This window comes from Dichotomicrobium thermohalophilum (assembly GCF_003550175.1).
Lineage (GTDB): Bacteria > Pseudomonadota > Alphaproteobacteria > Rhizobiales > Rhodomicrobiaceae > Dichotomicrobium > Dichotomicrobium thermohalophilum.
The window spans coordinates 1-21,145 of the sequence record NZ_QXDF01000001.1 but is presented as its reverse complement, the minus strand read 5'-3'; the positions used below and the strand labels follow the sequence as shown (position 1 = coordinate 21,145).

Annotated in this window: 17 protein-coding genes; 8 read left to right on the top strand and 9 right to left on the bottom strand. The window is 64.6% G+C overall.

Features of this window, described 5'->3' with window-relative positions; all coding sequences use genetic code 11:
- Positions 1–18: 18 nt before the first annotated feature.
- The 8 genes from ccmI to BXY53_RS00050 form a co-directional block, all read right to left on the bottom strand.
- Positions 19–1,149, bottom strand: a complete 1,131-nt coding sequence (ccmI, locus tag BXY53_RS00085; RefSeq protein WP_119059934.1) for a c-type cytochrome biogenesis protein CcmI — start codon at positions 1,147–1,149, stop codon at positions 19–21.
- 170 nt (positions 1,150–1,319) lie between these two features.
- A complete protein-coding gene (locus BXY53_RS14330; protein ID WP_280985233.1) occupies positions 1,320–1,763 on the bottom strand; it encodes an RT0821/Lpp0805 family surface protein in 444 nt (147 codons plus the stop codon).
- A gap of 123 nt (positions 1,764–1,886) precedes the next feature.
- A complete protein-coding gene (locus BXY53_RS00075; protein ID WP_119059933.1) occupies positions 1,887–3,260 on the bottom strand; it encodes an ATP-binding protein in 1,374 nt (457 codons plus the stop codon).
- A complete protein-coding gene (locus BXY53_RS00070; RefSeq protein ID WP_119059932.1) occupies positions 3,260–3,937 on the bottom strand; it encodes a response regulator transcription factor in 678 nt (225 codons plus the stop codon). Before BXY53_RS00070 ends, BXY53_RS00075 begins: the two co-directional genes overlap by 1 nt.
- Positions 3,938–3,981: 44 nt before the next feature.
- Positions 3,982–4,275 carry a hypothetical protein gene (locus tag BXY53_RS00065; RefSeq protein ID WP_119059931.1) on the bottom strand — a complete coding sequence of 98 codons (294 nt, stop codon included), beginning with the start codon at positions 4,273–4,275 and terminating at the stop codon, positions 3,982–3,984.
- Positions 4,276–4,373: 98 nt separating this feature from the next.
- Entirely contained in the window at positions 4,374–5,138 is a 765-nt protein-coding gene (locus tag BXY53_RS00060) for a thermonuclease family protein (RefSeq protein WP_245410301.1), read from the bottom strand.
- A 184-nt stretch (positions 5,139–5,322) separates the two neighbouring features.
- Positions 5,323–8,043 carry a pyruvate, phosphate dikinase gene (gene ppdK, locus BXY53_RS00055; RefSeq protein ID WP_245410407.1) on the bottom strand — a complete coding sequence of 907 codons (2,721 nt, stop codon included), beginning with the start codon at positions 8,041–8,043 and terminating at the stop codon, positions 5,323–5,325.
- Between the two features lie 292 nt (positions 8,044–8,335).
- Positions 8,336–8,722, bottom strand: a complete 387-nt coding sequence (locus BXY53_RS00050; protein WP_119059930.1) for a gamma-glutamylcyclotransferase family protein — start codon at positions 8,720–8,722, stop codon at positions 8,336–8,338.
- 344 nt (positions 8,723–9,066) lie between these two features.
- Here BXY53_RS00050 and BXY53_RS00045 point away from each other — a divergent pair, with 344 nt between their 5' ends.
- The 5 genes from BXY53_RS00045 (at position 9,067) to BXY53_RS00025 (ending at position 17,745) form a co-directional block, all read left to right on the top strand.
- A complete protein-coding gene (locus BXY53_RS00045) occupies positions 9,067–10,299 on the top strand; it encodes a TRAP transporter substrate-binding protein (protein ID WP_119059929.1) in 1,233 nt (410 codons plus the stop codon).
- A 58-nt stretch (positions 10,300–10,357) separates the two neighbouring features.
- A complete protein-coding gene (locus BXY53_RS00040; RefSeq protein ID WP_119059928.1) occupies positions 10,358–11,575 on the top strand; it encodes a TRAP transporter substrate-binding protein in 1,218 nt (405 codons plus the stop codon).
- A gap of 31 nt (positions 11,576–11,606) precedes the next feature.
- The gene (locus BXY53_RS00035; RefSeq protein WP_119059927.1) at positions 11,607–12,578 is read left to right on the top strand and encodes a metallophosphoesterase family protein; all 972 of its coding nucleotides are present in this window, start codon (positions 11,607–11,609) and stop codon (positions 12,576–12,578) included.
- A 493-nt stretch (positions 12,579–13,071) separates the two neighbouring features.
- Positions 13,072–16,740, top strand: coding sequence for a vitamin B12-dependent ribonucleotide reductase (locus tag BXY53_RS00030; RefSeq protein WP_119059926.1), 3,669 nt, complete (start codon positions 13,072–13,074; stop codon positions 16,738–16,740).
- Between the two features lie 120 nt (positions 16,741–16,860).
- Positions 16,861–17,745: a hypothetical protein gene (locus BXY53_RS00025; protein ID WP_119059925.1), complete on the top strand. Its 885-nt coding sequence runs from the start codon at positions 16,861–16,863 to the stop codon at positions 17,743–17,745.
- Here the strand turns inward: BXY53_RS00025 and BXY53_RS00020 are convergent.
- Entirely contained in the window at positions 17,742–18,515 is a 774-nt protein-coding gene (locus BXY53_RS00020; protein ID WP_119059924.1) for a competence/damage-inducible protein A, read from the bottom strand. The two genes, BXY53_RS00025 and BXY53_RS00020, sit on opposite strands and share 4 nt — an antisense overlap.
- A gap of 79 nt (positions 18,516–18,594) precedes the next feature.
- On the opposite strand from BXY53_RS00020, the gene sfsA reads away from it, so the two are divergent.
- From sfsA to radC, 3 genes are read left to right on the top strand one after another with little or no spacing between them, the layout of a single operon-like run.
- Entirely contained in the window at positions 18,595–19,329 is a 735-nt protein-coding gene (sfsA, locus tag BXY53_RS00015) for a DNA/RNA nuclease SfsA (protein WP_119059923.1), read from the top strand.
- Between the two features lie 27 nt (positions 19,330–19,356).
- On the top strand, positions 19,357–20,190 hold the full coding sequence (gene map / locus BXY53_RS00010; RefSeq protein ID WP_119059922.1) for a type I methionyl aminopeptidase: 834 nt from the start codon (positions 19,357–19,359) through the stop codon (positions 20,188–20,190).
- A complete protein-coding gene (radC, locus tag BXY53_RS00005; RefSeq protein ID WP_119059921.1) occupies positions 20,187–20,984 on the top strand; it encodes a RadC family protein in 798 nt (265 codons plus the stop codon). The genes map and radC overlap by 4 nt, the downstream gene beginning before the upstream one ends.
- The last annotated feature ends 161 nt before the right edge of the window (positions 20,985–21,145 follow it).

The following is a 21,145-nucleotide window of genomic DNA, read 5'->3' as shown; positions in this document are numbered from 1 at the left end:
CCGCTCCCGCGTTTCCCGTTATGACTGCAGTCCCAGCTGGCGCGCCGCGCTGTCGATGCGCTCCAGCGCGCTGGGGTCATCCTTGAAATTTTCGCGCGCCGAGGCCGCGGCTTGCTTTGCTTCGCCCGACTTGCCGAGCACCTTGTAGGCGCGCATCAGGCGCAGCCACCCTTCGAGGTCGCTGCCGTCAGCTTCAAGCCGTTCGGCGAGGCCGGCGACCATGTTCTCGATCATTTGCGCGCGCTCTTCCCGGCTCATGTTCTCCGCGGAGCGCCTCATTTCCGGGGACAGCGCCGGTGCGCGCCCGCCCGTCGGGTCCATCCGCTGCTGCACGACGGCAAGCCGCGTTCCGACCATCGCCCGCCACGGGGCGCCTTCCGGGCTGGCATCCAGAATTTTTCTGTAGGCTTTGGCGGCTTGCTCTAGGTCGCCGTTCTGCTCGTCGCTGACGGCCAGCCAGAACTGCGCCTTCAGGCTACCCGGATTGCGTACCAAGGCCCGTTCAAAGGCCATGCGCGCCGTCTGGCTCACCTGGCCGTTGTCGCGCAGCACCATCGCCTCGCCCAGTCCTTCGAGCCGGGCCGCGTTTTCGCCGTTCAGCCGCAGCGCTTGCTGAAAGGCGAAAACGGCGTCGTGATATTTCTGCTGGCGCAGATAGACTGGCGCGATCACGTCCCAGCCCTCGCCGTCGTTTGGACGCTCCCGCAGGCGCTCTTCCACCCGGCCGACCAATTCTGCAACGCGCTGGGCCTCCGGCGATTGATCGAAGCGCGCGGCGTAAGGCTGCTGCGGCAAGGAGGGGGAGCCGAAAATGAGATAGCCGCCGAGCGCGAGTAACGGCACCAGCACCGAGACGAGGACCAGCGCCCCGTCGTTCTCCTTGGCGGTGGGGCTTGCGGCGCCGCTCTTTTCGCCCTTCTCGGCACTGCGCAGCAGTCGGCGGCTAACCTCGATGCGCGCGGCCTCGGCCTCGCTTTCGGTCAGGATACCGCGCGCGCGCTCATCTTCGATTTCGGCGAGCTGCGCCTTGTAAATTTCGGCGTCCGACGCTGCGGCAAGCGTCTGCTGTCCCTTCTGCCGAACCAACGGCAGACAGACCACAGTGATGACGATTGCTGTCAGAACGGCCAGAACTGTCCAAAGGACCATCACGCCCTGCTCATTTCCGCATCATATAGGCGTAAAATAGGAAATGATCCGCTCGAAGCGCAAGCGAATCCGGTCGCGATTCAAGGCGCTGGCGGCGAAAAGACGCGTATGCGCCGGGGCCACGCAAGCCCCGGCGACCATCGCTTCGGCGCTGAAAACAGTGCGGATCGTCAGCCGATCGAGCGCCAGCGCCCGTCGTTGCCGCGGCACGAGGTGCCGGTCAGCACGTCCGGTTCGCCCTCGATATAGATCGTATGCTCGTAGTCGCGGCAGAGGCGCCCGTTGCGGCGGTACTCGCGCTTGATGACCACTTCGCCGCGATGGCCGGACTCGGGATTCCGCCAGCCACGGCTGCTGCCGACCTCTTCCTCTTCCAGCGCGTAGTATTCCGCGGCGGCGGCACGGCGACGGTCCGCCTCGTCCAGTTCGCGGCCGATCTCGCTGCCCACGATGCCGCCGACAACCGCGCCTGCGGCTGTCGCCAGCGCGCGGCCGGTGCCCTCGCCGACCTGGTTGCCAATGATCGCTCCGGTGACCGCGCCGATCACCGCGCCGGATTCCTGCCGGCTCGCACAGCCGGTCACGGCAATGCTTAGCACCGCGACCAGCGCCAAGGTAACGCCTTTTCGCAAAGTTGCCCCCGAAAGTTTAGCTGCTCGTGACTCGCTCGATCGGTCACGATTTGTTCACGATTACCAAAAGAGGGAATTGCGATATTCTGTCATTTTTGCGGCGTCTCAAGGGCTCTGAACCGACGGCAGGATCAACACGGCGCGCAGACCGCCCAGCGGCGATTCCTCCAGCCGGAAATCACCCGAATACAGGTTCGCCAGATCGGCGACGATCGACAAGCCGAGTCCGGAGCCGGGCTTGTTCTCGTCGAGCCGGCGCCCGCGCTTCATCGCCTTTTCGCGCGCCTTCGGCGACAGGCCGGGACCGTCGTCATCGACGCAGATACGCAGAAAGTGCCCGCCCCCGTCCTGCGCGGCGGCGGACACCGCCACCCGCCCATTGGCCCACTTGCAGGCGTTGTCCATCAGGTTGCCGATCATCTCCTGCAGATCCTGCTTCTCGCCCTCGAAGTGCAGATTGCCGGGGCAATCGGTCGTCAGGTCGAGTTGACTGTCGCTGTAAATCTTTGCCAGCGCGCCGCGCATCGTTTCGATGACCGGCTGGATGGCCGTCGCGCGCCCGACGACGCCCGCGCGCGCGGCCACCCGCGCCCTGTCCAGATGGTGCGTGACCTGCTGGCGCATGATCTCGGCCTGTTCGCTGACTTTGCGCGAGAAGGGATCGTCGCGGTCGCGCGCCTCGTTGGTGATAACACTGAGCGGCGTCTTCAGCGCGTGCGCGAGATTGCCGACATGCGTTCGCGCGCGCTCGATGATTTGCTGGTTCGCACGGATCAGCGAGTTCAACTCCTTCTGCAGAGGCTGAATCTCGGCTGGCAGCTCTCCTTCCAGCCTCTCGGCATCGCCGGACCGGATCGCGGCCAGCCGTGCGCGAATGTCGCCCAGGGGACGCAGGCCATAGCGCACCTGGATGAAGGTGGCGACGAGCAGCGCCGCCCCCAGCGCGGCGAAGGCGGCAATCAGCATGGTCGTGAAACTCCAGACGGACTCGTCGATCTCCCCTGCATTCCCTGCCACGGCAAAGGTATAGGTTCGCGTTTCGCCAGGACCAGGAAATATGATGTCTCGCGCCACGACGCGCAGCAGCTCGCCGTCAGGCCCGGTGATATAGGCATTCTGCAATTCGCCATCATCGTTTCCGGCCGTTGGCAGCGCCAGCGATTCCGATACCAGCGATGCGGATTTCAACAGTGGCTCACCCTCGCCGTTCGCCGGCGCGATCTGCCAGTACCAGCCCGAGGCCGGGAGCGAAAACAGCGGCTCACCCAGCGTCTCCGGCGCTTCCAGGCGAAGGCCCTCCTCGGCCCGGAAGGTCGAGCCGATCAGGTATTTGACGTAGGTGTTCAGCCGGCCATCGAAGCTGTCTTCAATGGCGCCCCGGTAAACCGAGACGAGGACGACGCCCGTCGCCGGCAGGATAAGCAGGATGCAGGCCGCCGCCGCGGCCGATAGACGAAAGGCGAGAGAGTTGCGGGTCATCACTCCTGGTCGCCGTTACCGGCCTCCGCCAAGCGATAGCCCAGCCCCCGCACCGTCTCGATCAGATGAGCCGGGATCTTTTTGCGCAGCCGGCCGATGAAAACCTCGATCGTGTTGGAGTCGCGGTCGAAGTCCTGCTCGTAAAGATGCTCGACCAGTTCCATGCGCGGCACGACGCGCCCGCGATGATGCATCAGATAGCTGAGCAGTCGAAACTCCAGCGAGGTGAGTTTCACTGGCGCGCCGTCGCAGGTGACGCGGGCCGAACGCGTGTCCAGCCGCAGCGGGCCGCACTCAATCTCCGAGCTGGCAAAGCCGGCCTGCCTCCGGAGTAGCGCCCGAATGCGCGCCAGCAGTTCCTCCATATGAAACGGCTTGGCGACGTAATCATCGGCGCCGGCGTCCATCCCGGCCACCTTCTCGCTCCACCGATCGCGCGCAGTGAGGATCAGCACTGGCATATTCCGCTGCTCGCGGCGCCAGCGTTCCAGGATGCTCAACCCGTCCATGGTTGGCAGGCCGAGATCAAGGATCACCGCGTCGTAGGCTTCTGTGTCGCCGAGGAAGTGACCTTCTTCGCCGTCAAAGGCGCAGTCCACCGCATAGCCGGCTTCGGACAAGGCGGTCTTGATCTGCCGGTTCAGGTCCTGATCGTCCTCGACCACCAGTATCCGCATTGCAGCAGACCTTTAAAATGTGCTCCACACTCGCGCGCTTCGCCTTATCGGGCGCTGATGCGCAGTTCCCGGCGCGTAGCACTCCCATCACCGCCCGTCAGCGCAATGACTCGAAAATATGCCGAAGCGCCGCTGCCGCAAAGCTCGACCCGCACAATCCGCGCATTGCCCAGTCGTGCCCGGACCTCGCGCTTGATCTGAGAATAGGACTTATAGCCAGACTTTGACCAGGATGAGGTACAGGCCTGCGCGTCCGCGAGCGAGAAAGGCGCGACCAGTCCGATCAACAGCGTGATGATCCAGATACTGCCGCGCAGCCGTGTCAAAAGCGTGTTCATTCTTCCGATTTGGCCGTGACATCATGCATTTGCGGCTAAACTAGCGGGCTTGGCGTGAACTGTACATGAATGGATGAGCCGGACGCTCAAGCATCCGGTCAGCGCAGGGCAGGCCGCCACCCGGCGGCGCGGGCCTCCGCCTCGGAGCAGAACCAGCGCTCGCCTTCGCTTTCGTCGACCCGTGTTTGTCCGTAGTAGTAGCCGCCGGGGACGTGATAGATGCGTTCGCCGGCCGCGCTGATGTTGCCCTTGATGGCGCACCGGCGCGTGGCAACGCGTTGGCCGAGCCGCTTGCCGCGACGGGCCTCCCAGGGCTTGACGAAACGCGTTGCCCACACGCCCTTGTTCGCGCGGCGCGCCTTCTCCTCGTGCTCCACATACAAACGCGAGTAGCGTCGGTAGGCGAGCGCCCACCCCTCGGCGACCAGCCAGGCATTCAGGTCTTCGCCGTCCGCATAGCAGACGCCGACAATCCGATCGTAGCGGTCTCGGGCGCGCTTTTCGCAGAGGACGTTGCGGCGGCCGATCTTCTCGGACAGCGCATTCGCGGCCCGCTGCGCGCAGCGCTGGCGCTTGCCGCCGGCGAGACATTTCTGATCGTCTTCGAGCGCGTCGATGCCGAACAGGCGGATGGACTGGCCCCGGATTTCGATGGTGTCGCCGTCGATGACCGACGCCCGCCCGACGATGCGGTCAGGGCGATCCGGGAGAGCCGCGCCATACCGCACATCGGGTGCTTCGCGCGGTACGAGTCGAAAGGTACCAGGCCGCTCGGCCGGCGCACGGTCAGCCGCGTCGCGCTGCGGCACCAGGAGGGCGACGACAGCGCCAGCGACGAGACCCACGGCGATGGCTATGAGCACCGATCTGAGAATTCGCCTTCCCCGGCCATCTCTGCAGCGCACTGCGCTGACCTGCTGGGGAAAGCACGCCTGATTCGCGGGATGACGTCATGCGGCGGGCGTCATGGCTGTGGATGACGCCGCTTGCTGAGGTTGCTGAAAAATTTGCAGGGGGCGGCCGTCGCCGTCGCCCCTCCATTTTCAGCTAGCTCTTCGTCTGGCGAGCGCGCAGGGCCGCCTGCGCCGCGGCCAGCCGGGCGACGGGGACGCGGTAAGGCGAGCAGGAAACGTAGTCCAGCCCCACGCTTTCGCAGAAGGCGATCGACGCTGGGTCGCCGCCATGTTCGCCGCAGATGCCCAGCTTCAGGTCTGTGCGGGTGGCCCGGCCGCGCTCGCTCGCGATCTGCACCAGTTCGCCGACCCCATCGGCATCCAGCGTCACGAACGGGTCGTTCGTGATGATCCCGCGCGACATGTAATCGCCCAGGAAGCTGCCGCTGTCGTCGCGGCTGAGGCCGTATGTCATCTGTGTCAGGTCGTTGGTCCCGAAAGAGAAGAACTCGGCTGACTTGGCGATCTCCTTGGCCCGCAGCGCCGCCCGCGGGATCTCGATCATCGTGCCAACCTGATACTCCAGCTTGACGCCGGTTTCGCGCGCCACCTCCTCGGCCGTTGCATCGATGCGCGCCTTGATCTCGTTGAACTCCCCCGCCAACCCGACCAGCGGCACCATCACCTCCGGCACGACCGGCGCGCCGGTGCGCTGGCCGGCCTCGGTCGCGGCCTCGAAGATCGCCCGGGCCTGCATTTCCGGGATTTCCGGATAGCTGATCGCCAACCGGCAACCGCGGTGGCCGAGCATCGGGTTGAATTCCTTGAGCTGGGCCAGCCGCGTGCGCAGCTTCGCCTCGTCGACGCCCAGCCGCTGCGCGGTTTCGCGGATGTCGCTGTCTTCATGAGGGAGGAACTCGTGCAGCGGCGGATCAAGAAGGCGGATCGTCAGCGGCAGGCCGGCCATGATCTCGAACAGTTCGAGGAAGTCCTGGCGTTGCATCGGCAGGATCTTGGCGAGCGCGACGCGGCGGCCCGACTCGTCGTCCGCCACGATCATCTCGCGCATCGCGGTGGTGCGCTCGCCCTCGAAGAACATGTGCTCCGTCCGGCACAGGCCGATGCCTTCGGCGCCAAACTCGCGGGCCTGCTTTGCGTCGCGCGGCGTTTCGGCGTTGGCGCGCACCTTCATGCGGCGCACCTCGTCGGCGTGGTCCATGAGCTGCTGAAAGTCAGCCCCGAGCTCGGGCTGAAGCGTCGGCACCTCGCCTGCGATGACCTCGCCGGTGCTGCCGTCGATGGTGATGACGTCGCCGCGGTGCAGGGTTCGTCCGCCGGCTGTCATCTTGTGGCCCTCGTAGTCGATCGACAGGTCCTTCGCGCCTGATACGCAGGGCCGGCCCATGCCGCGGGCGACCACGGCCGCGTGCGAGGTCATTCCGCCGCGCGCAGTCAGGATGCCGGCGGCCGCGTGCATGCCGTGAATGTCTTCCGGGCTGGTCTCGATGCGTGCGAGGATCACCGACTTGCCCAGGTTGCGCAGCGTCTCCGCCTCGTCCGGGGTAAAGACCAACTCCCCCGTTGCCGCGCCCGGCGACGCCGGAAGTCCGGTTGTCAGAACCTCCTTCTTGGCGTTCGGGTCGAGCATCGGATGCAGGAGCTGGTCAAGCTGTTCCGGGTCGATGCGCAGCAGCCCCTCTTCCTTGGTGATGAGGCCCTCGGCCGTCAGATCGGTTGCAATTTTGAGCGCCGCCTTGGTGGTGCGCTTGCCCGCGCGAGTCTGCAGCATCCAGAGCTTGCCGTCCTGGATGGTGAACTCGATGTCCTGCATGTCGCGGTAGTTGCGCTCCAGCTTCAGGCAGATGTCGCGCAGTTCGGCGAAGGCCTCGGGCATGACGGTTTCGAGGGAGGGGCGATCATCGCCGGCCGCTTGGCGCGCCGCCTCGCTGATGTATTGCGGCGTGCGGATGCCCGCGACGACGTCTTCGCCTTGCGCGTTTACGAGGAACTCGCCGTACAGTGCGTTTTCGCCCGTCGATGGATTGCGCGTGAAGGCCACGCCGGTGGCGCTGCGGTCTCCGGTGTTGCCGAACACCATCGCCTGGACGTTAACCGCCGTGCCCCAGTCCTCGGGGATGTTGTGCAGCCGGCGATAGGTGACCGCGCGCGCGGTATGCCAGGACTCGAAGACAGCGCCGATAGCGCCCCAGAGCTGTTCGTGAATGTCCTGCGGGAAGGGCTTGCCCAGCTTGTCCTGAACGATCTGCTTGTAGCGCTCGACAAGCTGCGCCCAGTCCTCGGCGGACAGCTCCGTGTCGAGCTCCATCGCGTTCAGGTTCTTGTATTGCTCCAGCGCCTGCTCGAACAGGTGATGGTCCAGGCCGAGCACCACGTCCGAATACATCTGGATGAAGCGTCGGTAGGAATCGAATGCGAAACGGCGGTCATCGGAGCGGCGCGCGAGGCCCTCGACCGTCTCGTCGTTCAGGCCGAGATTGAGAACAGTGTCCATCATACCCGGCATCGAGACCCGCGCGCCCGAGCGCACCGAGACCAGCAGCGGGTTCTGGTTGTCGCCGAAGCGCGCGCCGACAGCTTCGCCGATGAAGTTCAGTGCTTTTTCGACCTCTTCCTTCAAGCCGGCGGGAAACTGGTGATCGTTGGCAAAATACGCGGTGCAGACATCGGTTGTCACGGTGAAGCCGGGGGGCACGGGCAGGCCCAGTGAGGCCATCTCCGCGAGGTTGGCGCCCTTTCCGCCCAACAGGTTGCGCATGCCGGCGCCGCCATCGGCCGCGCCCGCGCCGAAACGGTAAACATGTTTGCGTCCCGTGGCTTGCGGGTTGTCCTGGCCTTCGGTCGTGATCGTGTCCATCATCTGCGTTTTCTGCCGTGGGTTACCGGGAGAAGCCGAGGTCATTGTCTCCAGCAGGCGCGCGTGAAACGCCAGCCAGCGGCTCTGAAGTTCAAGGGCGCTGGCGAAAAATGATGTGAGCGACTGGAGAGACATCCTGGCTGTCTTTGTACTTTACTCGTGCACAGCGCTCCGCGCCAGTGAGCCGTTTTTGACCCTTTTACGGCAGCGTAAGCGCTCAAAACTTCTTATTGGTATATGAAACGCAATGCGATCTCAACCGCGTGGGCATTCCAAACGCGCGGATGCACGCTCACCCGCAAGTGCCCAGCTGTGGGCTCAAGAGGTAGCACCAGGCGTCGATCCAGACGCCGCGCCCGGCCGCGTCGAGCCGGACGGGAATGCGGCGACGTTCATAGCCTGGATTTACCTCGTGGCAACCTTCATAGATATCGAGCACGCGCCAAAAGTGGCGCCCGCCCATGACCTCGAAAACGTCGCCCATGATCCAGCCAGCCTGCTCGTCCTCGACCACGGCGGGGTACGGGCCGAGATAGGTCATGCTGCCGCGGATCGCGCCGGGCCCGAGCCGCCTTGCGTTGTGCGCAAGCGCCCGGCTCATCGGATGACCGCTAGCGCGCCGGAGCGTGCCATAGACAAAAAGGGGCTGGCGAGCGGGATTCCCTGCCTGCCAATTCATCAGGCCGCCTCACTTTGCTGACCATCAACTGTTCGCGCGGATTTTGAGCCTCACGCCGGCACCATTTTGAGTTGCTGGGGATCATTTTTTTGCCACAACACCCTTGGCACGTGCTAGCAGGTTCTGAAAAAGTTTTTACGCCACCCGTGTTCGAGGGCGTCGCGGCGTGGCACACTCGCCGGCAAGACAGATGATGCAGCGCGCAGCGTTGTGGGGCGGTCTGGGCGACCCGCGCGCAGTTGCATCAAATTGTCGGTGAATTTGGAGAAATTTTTCCGCGCACGGCTTGCTTTCAGGGCAGGGCGGCCAAGCGCGGCAGTGCGTACGACGCGGGAGAGGGCTGAATGAAACGCCGAACCTTTCTTACGGGTGGGGCAGTTGCTGCGACATCTTCGGTTGCCGCCCCGGCGGTGGCACAGGGCAAGCGCGAGCTGAAAATGGCGCTCGCTTGGCCGCTGAACTACCCGGGTTACGGGACCAGCGCGCAGATCCTCGCCAAGAAGATCACCGAAGCCACGGGCGGCCGGCTCACCGTGAAGCCCTACGGCGCGAATGACCTCGTCCCGGTGGCGGAGATGTTCGACGCCGTGGCCGAGGGCCGGGTCGATATGTATCATGCCATCGAGTACTACTGGGAAGACAAGGACCCGGCGTTCAACTTCTTCGCCTCGGTGCCCTTCGGCCTCAGCCCGATCGAGATGGACACCTGGCTCAACAAGTACGGCGGCCAGGAGCTGTGGGACGATCTCTCGGCCCGCTACAACATCAAGCCGCTAGCCGCCGGTAACACCGGGGTGCAGATGGGTGGCTGGTTCAACAAGCCGATCCGCAGCGAGGCGGACTTGCAAGGTCTGCGCATCCGCGTGACCGGCCTTGCCGCTGAAGTCTACAGATCCTTCGGGGCTGAACCCGTCGTCCTGCCAGGCGGCAAGGTGGTCGACGCATTGAGCGCCGGCGAGATCGACGCAGCCGAGTGGGTGGGGCCCTGGAACGACATGGCGCTCGGGCTGCACCGCGCGGCGCGATACTATTACCATCCGGGGTTCCACGAGCCGGGCACGCAGATCAGCGTGGGCATGAACCTCGATCTCTGGATCGGGCTATCCGAGGGCGAGAAGGAACTGATCAAGATGGCCTGCCGCACCGAGGCCGTGCGGATGCTCGCCGAGTTCAACTCGCGCAACGCCGCGGCGATCACCCAGCTTGTGCGCTCCGGCAATAACGAGATCATCGGCTTCCCCGACAATCTGCTCAACGAGTTCGGCAAGGCCTCCAGCGATGTTGCCATGCGGCTGGCCGACAGCAGCGAGCACGCCAAGGCGATTTTCGACAACTTCGTGAGCGCCCGCTACCAGCTTCTCCGCTGGACCAAGGTCGCCGAGGATGCGTTCCTGCTCGCCCGGCGTTTGCCGTTCAACTATGACCGCTCCGAAGCGCTTGGACTGGACCGGGATGTGTCGCCGGGAGAGGACGGGTCCGGGCAGCAGCTTCTGCGGCAAGGCTCGCGCGAGGTTCCCGGCGAAACGCGCAGTTCGGTGGACGCGGAACCGAAAATCATCGACGTCCAGCCGGACTAGTTCAACGACCCATCCAGGACACGACTCCGCGGCACGGAAGAGTTTTTGAGGGCAGGTTATGAAACGTAGAGCATTTATCGGCGGTCTGGCGGCGACCTCGGCGGCAGCGGCGAGCTTTCCGCGCCCCGCGATTTCGCAGGGGAAGCGGCAGTTCCGGCTGGCCTCGACCTACAATTCCAGCGCACGCGGCTATTCGACCAGTTTGCGTCGTCTGGTGGAGCGCATCCGGCTGGCGACCGAAGGCCAGATCGAGATCAAGATTTTCTGGCCGGGCGAGATCGTCGACGCTTTCGACAGCTTCGACGCTGCCTCGCGCGGTGATGTCGACATGTATTATGGCTCGGAGCAGTACTGGTACAAGCGCAAGTCGCCGGGCTACGCCTTCTTCGGGTCGCTGCCCTACGGCATGACAGTTACCGAGCACGAGGCCTGGATGGAGTATCTCGGCGGCAAGGAGCTGTGGCGCGAACTCTCGGCGCGCTACAATATCATGCCGCTGGCCGCGGGCGATACCGGCGTGCAGATGGGCGGCTGGTTCAAGCAGGAAATCAACTCCATGGCCGACTTCCAGGGGCTGCGCTATCGCGTCCCGGGGATTTACGGGCCAATCATCGACAAGATCGGCGGCCAGTCCGTCAGCATGCCGGGCGGCAAGATCACCGAGGCGTTTCGCAACGGCGAGCTGGACGCGGCGGAGTTCGTCGGGCCCTGGGCAGACCGCGAAAAGGAATTTTACAGATACGCACGCTACTACTACTGGCCGGGCGTGCACTCGCCGATGGCGATGCAGGCGATCGGCGTGAACATGCAGGTCTGGAACAGCCTGAAGCCGGAGCACCAGAAAGTCATGGAGCTGGCCTGCCAGCAGGAGCGCCGCGATATGACGGAAGACTATTACAGCTTCCACGGGCTGGTGCTGCAGCAGCTTATCAAGGAAGACGGGGTGCGATTGCGCCAGTTCCCGGACGAGGTGCTGACCGGCATCGGCAAGGCCGCCGGCGAAGTCATCGCCGAGCAGGTGCAGGGGGACGAGCTGCTCTCGCGGATCTACGCCAGCTTCATGAATGCGCGCAAGCGCTTGCTGCGCTGGGGGTCTTACGGCGACGAGAGCTTCCTGGTCGGACGCCGGCTGCCGTTCCGCTATGGCCCGGCGGGTGATGTCGAGCTGATCCGGCCGAAGCCTGTCGATTCGCGCTTCCTGCCCTCGGGTGACGCGGACCAGATGCCCGACCCGAGCGCCGAGCCGGTGATTACGAACACCATCACCCGCATCTAGCCTGCAGGGTGATGCGGGACGCTGAAGGCTGATGTTCACGCTCGCCCACTTGTCCGACCCGCATCTCGGCCCCCTGCCGCGTGCGCGCTTCCACCAGCTCCTGAGCAAGCGCCTCTTCGGCTACGTCAACTGGTACAGGCGGCAGGGCGTTCACCGTCCCGAGGCGCTTGATGCGATCTTAACGGACCTGCGGGCGCACGCACCAGATCACACCGCTGTGACGGGCGATCTTGTCAATCTGGCGCTTCCGGCCGAGTTCACCCACGCACTTGCCTGGCTGCGCGGCCTGGGCGAAGCGGGCGATGTCAGCGTCATTCCCGGCAATCACGACGCCTACGTGCCGCAGTGGGGCGGTGATGGGTTCCGGCTCTGGACGGACTATATGCGCTCGGATGCGCGCGGTGCCGAATTTCTTGAAAGCGGCAGTGCCATATTTCCCTATGTGCGCGTGTTCGGTGAGGTCGCGCTGATCGGCACGTCCACGGCCCGCGCGACCGCGCCGTTCATTGCGGCGGGGCGGCTGGGGCGCGCGCAGCTCGGGCAGCTGGAGGCAGCGCTAGAAGCGCTTGCTGCGGCAGGGCTGACGCGGGTGCTTCTGATCCACCATCCACCGCTGCCGGGGATGGCCAGTTGGCGGCGCGGTCTCCATGACGCGCGTGCACTGCGGGACGTGCTGGAGCGCGTCGGTACAGAGCTGGTGCTGCACGGCCATGAGCATCGCTTCACGCTCAACTGGCTGACCTGGGCGGGCGGGATAACGCCGATCGTTGGCGCCCCATCGGCGTCCGCGGCGGCCTCGGCGACCCGGCCCAGTGGCCATGGCAAGCCGCCAGCAGCATATCACCTCTATCGCATTGAACGCGATAAAGCCGGCTGTGTGATTCATATGACACGCCGCGGGCTCATCGAAGGCGGCGCGCGGGTTGGAGACCTCGGCGAAATGCGTTTGTCCCCAACCCGGGGAGACGCGAATACTGGCGAAATTCTCCGGAAAAACGGCTGATCCCCAGCTTTTCCAGAGGCTTGCGCACCGGCGCTCGGCGTCGTGTCGGGGCGTGCGCGAATCGCCTTACAAACGGTAACGAGTCGCCGCAGGGATTGTAGCGGCCGAACACAAGACCTCGCGAAAAAACGGGGGTGGCACTATATGTTGCGTCCACTGGGAAAACCATGCACCAAGACTTGACCTTGCGCCCCGACTCACCCCATCGTGCGGGGGAAGTCGCCAGCGGGGCGTCATCACTCTGACCAATCAAGCTGCGTACGCCGTCGGCAAAGCATGATGTCGGCGCGCGATCTGTATGGCGCCAACCCAGGGCGCCGCCGCGTATGCGTTTCACCATAGTAGTTTTAGCGTATTGAGCGCCGAAATTGTCTTCGGGCACGGACGTCGGCGTGCGTCATTTCCGTTTTGCGTTTGCGTTCTCGCGTCAAGCTGGACAATTCACAAATTGAAAATCGCCCGGCAACGTGGCGAAATCTTGAGGGATGCACAGATGCGGATCGAACGGCGCTTTACCACTGAGGGGCAATCACCATACGCGGAGATCGGCTTTCGCAAGGCCAGCAGTGAAATCCGCAATCCCGACGGCTCGGTCGTGTTCCGGCTGGACAGCTTTTCGGTGCCCGCGCATTTCAGCCAGGTCGCGGCCGATATTCTCGCGCAGAAATACTTTCGCAAGGCTGGCGTGCCGGCGCGGTTGAAGCGGGTCGAGGAAAACGACGTGCCGTCCTGGCTGTGGCGCTCGGTGCCGGACGAGGCGGCGCTGGCGGAGCTGGCCGAAGACGAGCGCTACGGTAGTGAGACAGATTCGCGCCAGGTGTTCGACCGGCTCGCCGGAACCTGGACCTACTGGGGCTGGAAAAACAACTATTTCAACAGCGAGCGGGACGCGCGCGCCTTCTTCGACGAACTTCGCTACATGCTCGCCATGCAGATGGCTGCGCCGAACAGCCCGCAGTGGTTCAACACCGGCCTGCACTGGGCCTACGGCATTGACGGGCCGAGCCAGGGGCATTTCTACGTTGATCCGCAGACCGGCGAGCTGACCCGGGCCGATTCTGCCTATGAGCATCCGCAGCCGCATGCCTGCTTCATCCAGTCGGTCGAGGATGACCTGGTGAACGAGCGCGGCATCATGGACCTGTGGGTTCGCGAGGGCCGCCTGTTCAAATACGGCTCCGGCACCGGCTCCAACTTTTCCAAGCTGCGCGGGGAAGGCGAGCCGCTGTCCGGGGGCGGCAAATCCTCCGGCCTGATGAGCTTCCTCAAGATCGGCGACCGCGCGGCCGGCGCGATCAAGTCGGGCGGAACCACGCGGCGCGCCGCCAAGATGGTAATTGTCGATGTCGATCACCCGGATATTGAAGAGTTCGTCAACTGGAAGGTCGTCGAGGAGCAGAAGGTCGCCGCGCTGGTCGCCGGCTCAAAGGCCTGCGCCAAGCATCTTAACGCGGTGATGCGCGCGGCGGTGAACTGCGAGGGCAGCGGCGACGACTGCTTCGATCCGGCGCGCAATCCCGCGCTCAAGCGCGAGATCAAGGCCGCGCGTGCGGCGCATGTTCCGGAGAACTACATCCAGCGCGTCATACAGTTCGCGCGGCAGGGCTACAAGAAGATCGAGTTCGAGGTCTACGACACAGACTGGGACAGCGAAGCCTATCGCACTGTCGCTGGTCAGAATTCGAATAACTCGGTCCGGGTCAATGATGACTTCCTGCGCGCGGTCGAGAAGGGCGAGAGCTGGCCGCTGCGCGGCCGAATCACGGGTGAAACCGTCCGCGAGATCGACGCTGCTGCACTCTGGGACCAGATCGGCTATGCGGCCTGGGCCTCCGCCGATCCGGGTATCCAGTTCCATACCACCATCAACGACTGGCACACCTGCCCGGCCTCGGGGCCCATCCGCGCCTCGAACCCGTGTTCAGAATACATGTTCCTCGACGACACGGCCTGTAACCTGGCCTCGCTGAACCTGATGGCGTTCCGCGACAGCGAGGGGGCGTTTGATGTCGATGCCTTTATTCATGGCTGCCGCCTCTGGACGGTTGTGCTGGAGATTTCCGTGACGATGGCGCAGTTCCCCTCGCCGGAGATTGCGCAGCTCTCCTACGAGTACCGCACGCTGGGGCTCGGCTTCGCCAATCTGGGCGGACTGCTGATGGCGTCGGGCATTCCGTACGACTCCGACGAAGGACGGGCGCTGGCCGGGGCGATTTCGGCCCTGATGACCGGCACGTCCTATGCCACGAGTGCGGAAATGGCGGCCGAGCTTGGCGCCTTCGCGGGCTATGCCAAAAACGCCGAGCACATGCTGCGGGTGATGCGTAACCACCGCCGCGCGGCGCACGGTCAGATCGACGGCTACGAGAAGCTCAACACGCCGCCGGTTCCGCTGAACGCCGCGGCCTGTCCGGAGCCGCGGGTGGCCGAAGCGGCCTGCGACGCCTGGGACAAGGCTTTGGCGCTGGGCGAGCAGCACGGTTACCGCAACGCACAGGCAACGGTCATCGCGCCGACCGGCACCATCGGGCTCGTCATGGATTGCGATACCACGGGCATCGAGCCGGACTTCGCGCTGGTGAAGTTCAAGAAGCTGGCGGGCGGCGGCTACTTCAAGATCATCAACCGCACGGTGCCCGAGGCGCTCGGCAGGCTCGGCTACGACAAGGCGGCGATCGACGCGATCGTGACCTATGCGGTCGGCCACGGCACGCTGCAAGGGGCGCCGCACGTCAACCACGAGACGCTGCGGGCCAAGGGCTTTACGCCGGAGAAGATCGCGGCGGTGGAGGCCGGGCTGGCCAGCGCCTTCGACATCAAGTTCGCCTTCAACAAGTTCACGCTTGGCGAGGACTTCTGCACGGAGGTGCTGGGCTTGCCTGCTGAGCGGCTGGACTCGCCGGACTTCGACATGCTGGCCGAGCTTGGCTTCACGCGCCAGCAGATCGACGCGGCGAACCAGTATGTCTGCGGGGCGATGACGCTGGAGGGCGCGCCGGGCCTCAAGCCCGAGCACTTGCCGGTGTTCGACTGCGCCAATCCTTGCGGCCGCAAGGGCAAGCGTTTCCTCTCGACCGAAAGCCACATCCAGATGATGGCTGCGGCGCAGCCCTTCATCTCCGGCGCGATCTCCAAGACCATCAACATGCCGGGCAACGCCACGGTCGAGGACTGCAAGAACGCCTACCTGCAGTCCTGGCGGCTGGCTCTGAAGGCAAACGCGCTGTATCGCGACGGCTCGAAGCTGTCGCAGCCGCTGAGCACGCAGACGCTTGACGATGATGAGGAGACGGACGACGCTGATGTCCCGGCGATGCAGCCGGCGCAGGCAAAGGCCGAGGTCGTCGCCGAGAAGATCGTCGAGCGCGTGGTGGAGCGCGTGCGGATGCGTGCCCAGCGCGAGAAGCTGCCCGACCGCCGCAAGGGCTACACTCAGAAGGCGACCGTCGGCGGTCACAAGGTCTATCTCCGCACGGGCGAGTACGAGAACGGCCAGCTCGGCGAGATCTTCATCGACATGCACAAAGAGGGCGCGGCCTTCCGCTCGCTGATGAACAATTTCGCCATCGCCGTTTCGCTCGGCCTGCAGTACGGGGTGCCGCTTGAAGAGTACGTTGACGCCTTCACCTTCACCCGGTTCGAGCCGGCAGGCATTGTGCAGGGCAACGACACCATCAAGAACGCCACATCCATCCTCGATTACATCTTCCGGGAACTGGCGGTGTCGTACCTTGAGCGCCAGGATCTCGCCCATGTCGATCCGGCCGAAGCGGGTGATACCACCATTGGCAGCGGCGAAAACGAAGGCGGCGAGGTCGCCGTGGTGGCAGACCGCTACATGAGCCGGGGCATGATGCGCGGGTCGTTCGACAACAAGGTCGTGATGGTCGCCGAGGACAAGGCGAACGCCAATCCTGTGGCCGCTCTGCAGCAGAACATCACAACCGCGCTGCACGAAGCGCAGGCGTCACGGGTGATGGAAGAGGCCGTCACGCCGACCAGCGTGGAGGCTGAGGTGGTATCGACCGCGCGCCTTAGCTCAGAGGCCCGGCTGAAGGGCTATGAGGGTGAAGCATGCGGTGACTGCGGCAACTTCACGCTTGTGCGCAACGGCACCTGCCTGAAGTGCGACACCTGCGGGGCGACGAGCGGCTGTTCGTAAAACGCGCGCCGCACAGCTTTCAAGCATCGCCGGTCCGGCTCTCATGGGAGTCGGGCCGGTTTTGAGTCCGGGGTCCGCGTTTCCAACAACCAGACGAAGCATTTTCCGGGGGCAAGAGATATGTGGCCGATCAAGCGCAAGAGCGCGGAAGAACTGGACGGCATCCTCTATTTCCTATCGAGCGCGCTCACCTCTGTGATCGACGAGAGCAGCTATCTGGCGCACCACGAGGCGGCGCTGCCAAAGCTCGGCGCTGGGCTTGCAACGGCGGAGATCGCTTCGCGCCTCGCGATGTTCCGGGAGCAGGTGCGCGATGTAAGCGAGCGCGAGTTTGTCATCGTGACGAAACTGGCGCGTGCGCGGCACTGGGCGCAGGAATTGCGCCGCTACGAGCCGCACCTGCGCGCGGACATTGACGCGTTTCTCGCGACAACGGCGCGCTGCGAAACAATGGCCCGAGAGCGGCCCGCCGATGCGCAGAGCCTGTTCGACGGGCACGCACAGCCGAAGCGATTTCTGGCCGATCGCGTCCCTGGCGGTCGCGTGGCCGCGGAAGCCGCCGTGTCGCTGGTGTCGCGGTTGGAGGCTGCGGAGTCGGGCAAGTCGCGGGCCGAGGACGGTCCCAGCTATCTGATCGGCGGGGAAATCAGCGTCGAGCTATTAAATGAGGCCTGCGAGACGCTGCTGGCCCGGCTGGCCGCGCATTACGGCTGGGAAGACGATACCGCGGAAGGGCTTGCCGAGGACGAGCTGCAAGAACGTGACAGGCCGGAACCATCCGAACCTGACGACGAAGCAGATGCCGTCATGACTCCCAGCGAAACGGCGGAGGCCAAGGCTGACGCAGAGCCGCCCGGCGAAGAGGCGCCGGACAGCAGGGCCGAGGATGCGTCCGAGGAGCGGGCCGCATCGACGGAGAAGAGATCTGAACAGGCCGACACGACTACGGCGCCCGAAGAGCGGTCCCCGGCGGCCGACCGGTCGTCGCCGGCTGCCTCGGGCTAGCTCACGTCGTCCTCGCCGGGAAGGTCGGAAAAGATGCTTCGCCCGGCAAGTGCCTCCTGCACCTGGCGCAAGGCGGCCTCCAGACGCTCGTCGTCCGGTCCGCGGAACACGACGTTGACGCCGAAGCGGTTGTCCACGTGAAACGGATAGCTGCCGATGGCGATGTCGGCAAACGCCGCCTGCACCTCGCCCAGCACGTCTGCGATATCGCCCTCCTTGGCAGAGACGCGAAGCGTCCTGCTGAGGATTTTCCGCCCCGCGCGCAGGTCCGGCAAGACCTGATCGAGCATGCCCTGCATGATCTGGGGGACGCCGGCCATCACATAGACATTCTCGACCGAAAAGCCCGGCGCGACCGAGACCGGATTGTCGATCAGCGCCGCGCCCACCGGCATCCGCGTCATCCGCAGCCGCGCGGGCGTCAACTGGCTCTCGCGGAAGTGCCGGCGCATGATGTCGAGCGCGCGCTCATCCATTTCGACCGGCAAGCCGAACGCCGCGCCGATGGCATCCGCCGTGATATCGTCATGCGTCGGGCCGATGCCGCCGGTCGTGAAGACATAATCGTGGCGCTGGCGGAGCGTGTTGACCGCCTCGACGATGGCGGCCTGATCGTCGGCGACAATTCGCACTTCCTTGAGCTGGATACCGGTCTCCGTCAGCTTTTCGGCGACATAGCCGATGTTCTTGTCCTTTGTCCGGCCGGACAGGACTTCGTCGCCGATCACAACCAGCCCGGCCGTCACGATACCCGTGTCAGTTTCCGCCATCAGCGCTCGCCGTTGCCTTTCGTTGCTACGCCCATAGGCGGCTCTTGCCGCGCGCGCAGGCGCATCTTACTCTTAAGTAATGCAGTTTCCGCGCCCGCTTATACCCGGTCAGCTTGAGCGAAGATACAAGCGTTTTCTCGCCGATGTGCAGGTCGAAAGCGGGGAGACGGTGACGGCGCACTGCCCCAATCCGGGCTCGATGCTCGGGCTCGCTGAGCCGGGGATGCGCGTATGGCTTTCGCCCAGTACGGACCCGAAGCGCAAGCTGAAGTACTCCTGGGAACTGGTCGAAATGGCCGGGGCGGACGGCGTGGAGTATGTTGGCATCAACACCGCCCATCCGAACGTGCTGGCGGGCGAAGCGATTGCGGACGGACGTATTCCCGAACTTCAGGGCTACGACACGATGCGCCGGGAGGTGCGCTACGGCGCAAACAGCCGTGTGGACATCCTGCTTGAGGGCGCCAGCGAGCGTTGCCTGGTCGAGGTGAAGAACGTGCATCTCAGCCGCGCGCCCGGCCTGGCCGAGTTCCCGGACAGCGTGACGGCGCGTGGGGCAAAGCATCTGGACGAGCTGGCCGTGCGCGTCGCGGAAGGCGACCGGGCTGTGATGCTGTACATCGTGCAGCGCCCCGCCGATCGGTTTGCGCTGGCCGGGGATATCGACCCTGGTTACGCCGCGGCTTTTGTGCGGGCGCAGGAGGCTGGCGTCGAGATGCTGTGTTATGTTTGCGATGTCAGCCTTGACGGTATAAGTGTTCGGGGGCGCATTCCGTTCACGGATACCGTGACGACAGCGAAAGCAGCGTCCTGAGCGGCGCGTAAGCCGCGAAAGAACGGAATGACAGAAGTGGAGAGCAATATGAGGCGCGCGGATCGCAAGGTCCGGCTTTACGACGAGGAAGCCTTCGAGGGGCTGCGTGCGGCCGGCCGGCTGGCGGCAGAGGCGCTCGACATGATCGCGCCGCATGTCCAGCCGGGCGTCACGACGCAGGAACTGGACGATCTGGTGCTGGAATTCGCGCTGGACCACGGCGCGATACCGGCGACGCTGAACTATCGCGGTTATACAAGGTCAATCTGCAGTTCGATCAATCATGTCGTCTGCCACGGCATTCCCGGCCCGCGTCAGCTTTACGAGGGCGACATCGTCAACATTGACGTGACGCTGATCCTCAATGGCTGGCACGGCGACACTAGCCGGATGTACCCGGTCGGGCAGGTGGCGCGGCGTGCCGAGCGGCTCATCGAGGTGACACACGAGGCCCTGATGCGCGGCATTGGCGCGGCGCAGCCCGGGAACACGACGGGCGACATCGGCGCGGCGATCCAGCGCTATGCCGAAGCCGAGCGGTGCAGCGTCGTGCGCGATTTCTGCGGCCACGGCGTCGGCGATGTGTTTCACGACAAGCCGAACATCCTGCACTACGGCAATCCCGGCGAGGGGCTGGAGCTTGCACCGGGTATGGTCTTCACCATCGAGCCGATGATCAATCTGGGCCGGCCGCATGTGAAGATCCTCAAGGACGGCTGGACGGCGGTCACCCGCGACCGCTCGCTGTCGGCGCAGTTCGAGCACACGGTGGGCATCACCGAAGACGGTTGCGAGGTGTTCACCTATTCACCAGTCGGTCTTCACAAGCCGCCCTATGATGTGGAGCAACTGGGTGCATGACGAGCGGTTTCGACGACGCCCAAAGCCGTGAGTCGCCAGCTGCTGCCGAACAGGCCACGCTGCCGATCGGTGAGACCGAGGCAGAGTCCAAACGCGTACGCAAGAGAAACGGCAAGGCCGCCAGGCCGCACCATCACGGCCACCGCCAGCGCCTCCGCCAGCGCTTCATGGAAGGCGGGGCTGACGCGCTTCCCGACTATGAGCTTCTCGAACTGATCCTGTTCCGGGCCATCCCGCGCCGGGATACCAAGCCGCTTGCCAAGGAATTGCTTGCCAAGTTCGGCTCCTTCGCCGCCGTAATGAACGCCTCGCCCGCACGGCTGCGCGAGGTCTCGGGAATGGGTGACGCGGTGATTACCGAGTTGAAGCTGGTGCGCGCTGCCTCGCTCCGCTTGCTCAACAGGGAGATAATGGACCGCCCGGTGCTCAGCTCCTGGACCCAGGTCATGAATTACTGCCAGGCGGCGATGGCTCATTCGGAGATTGAGCAGTTCCGCATCCTCTTCCTCGACAAGCGCAACCGGCTGATCGCCGATGAGGTGCAGCAGGAAGGCACGGTGGACCACACGCCGGTCTATGTGCGGGAGATCATCAAGCGCGGGCTGGAACTGTCGGCGACCGCGCTGATTCTGGTGCACAACCACCCTTCGGGCGATCCGACGCCCTCACAGGCCGACATCCACATGACCAAGGAGATCATGGAGACGGCCGGCAAGCTCGGGATCGTCGTGCATGATCACATCATCGTCGGGCGGGAAGGTTCGGGCAGCCTCCGCGCCGCCGGGCTGATGTAGCTCTGGCGCCCAACGCGTGAGATCGTCATTGAGAGGCCCACAGGGCCGAAGCAATTGTGTGTTCGTGATGGTGTATGAGGGTTGTGTGGGTGGGCAACCGTAAGCAATCGGATCGTGCGATCGTCTGGATCGAGGTCTCCCACCCACACCGTTCCTGACCG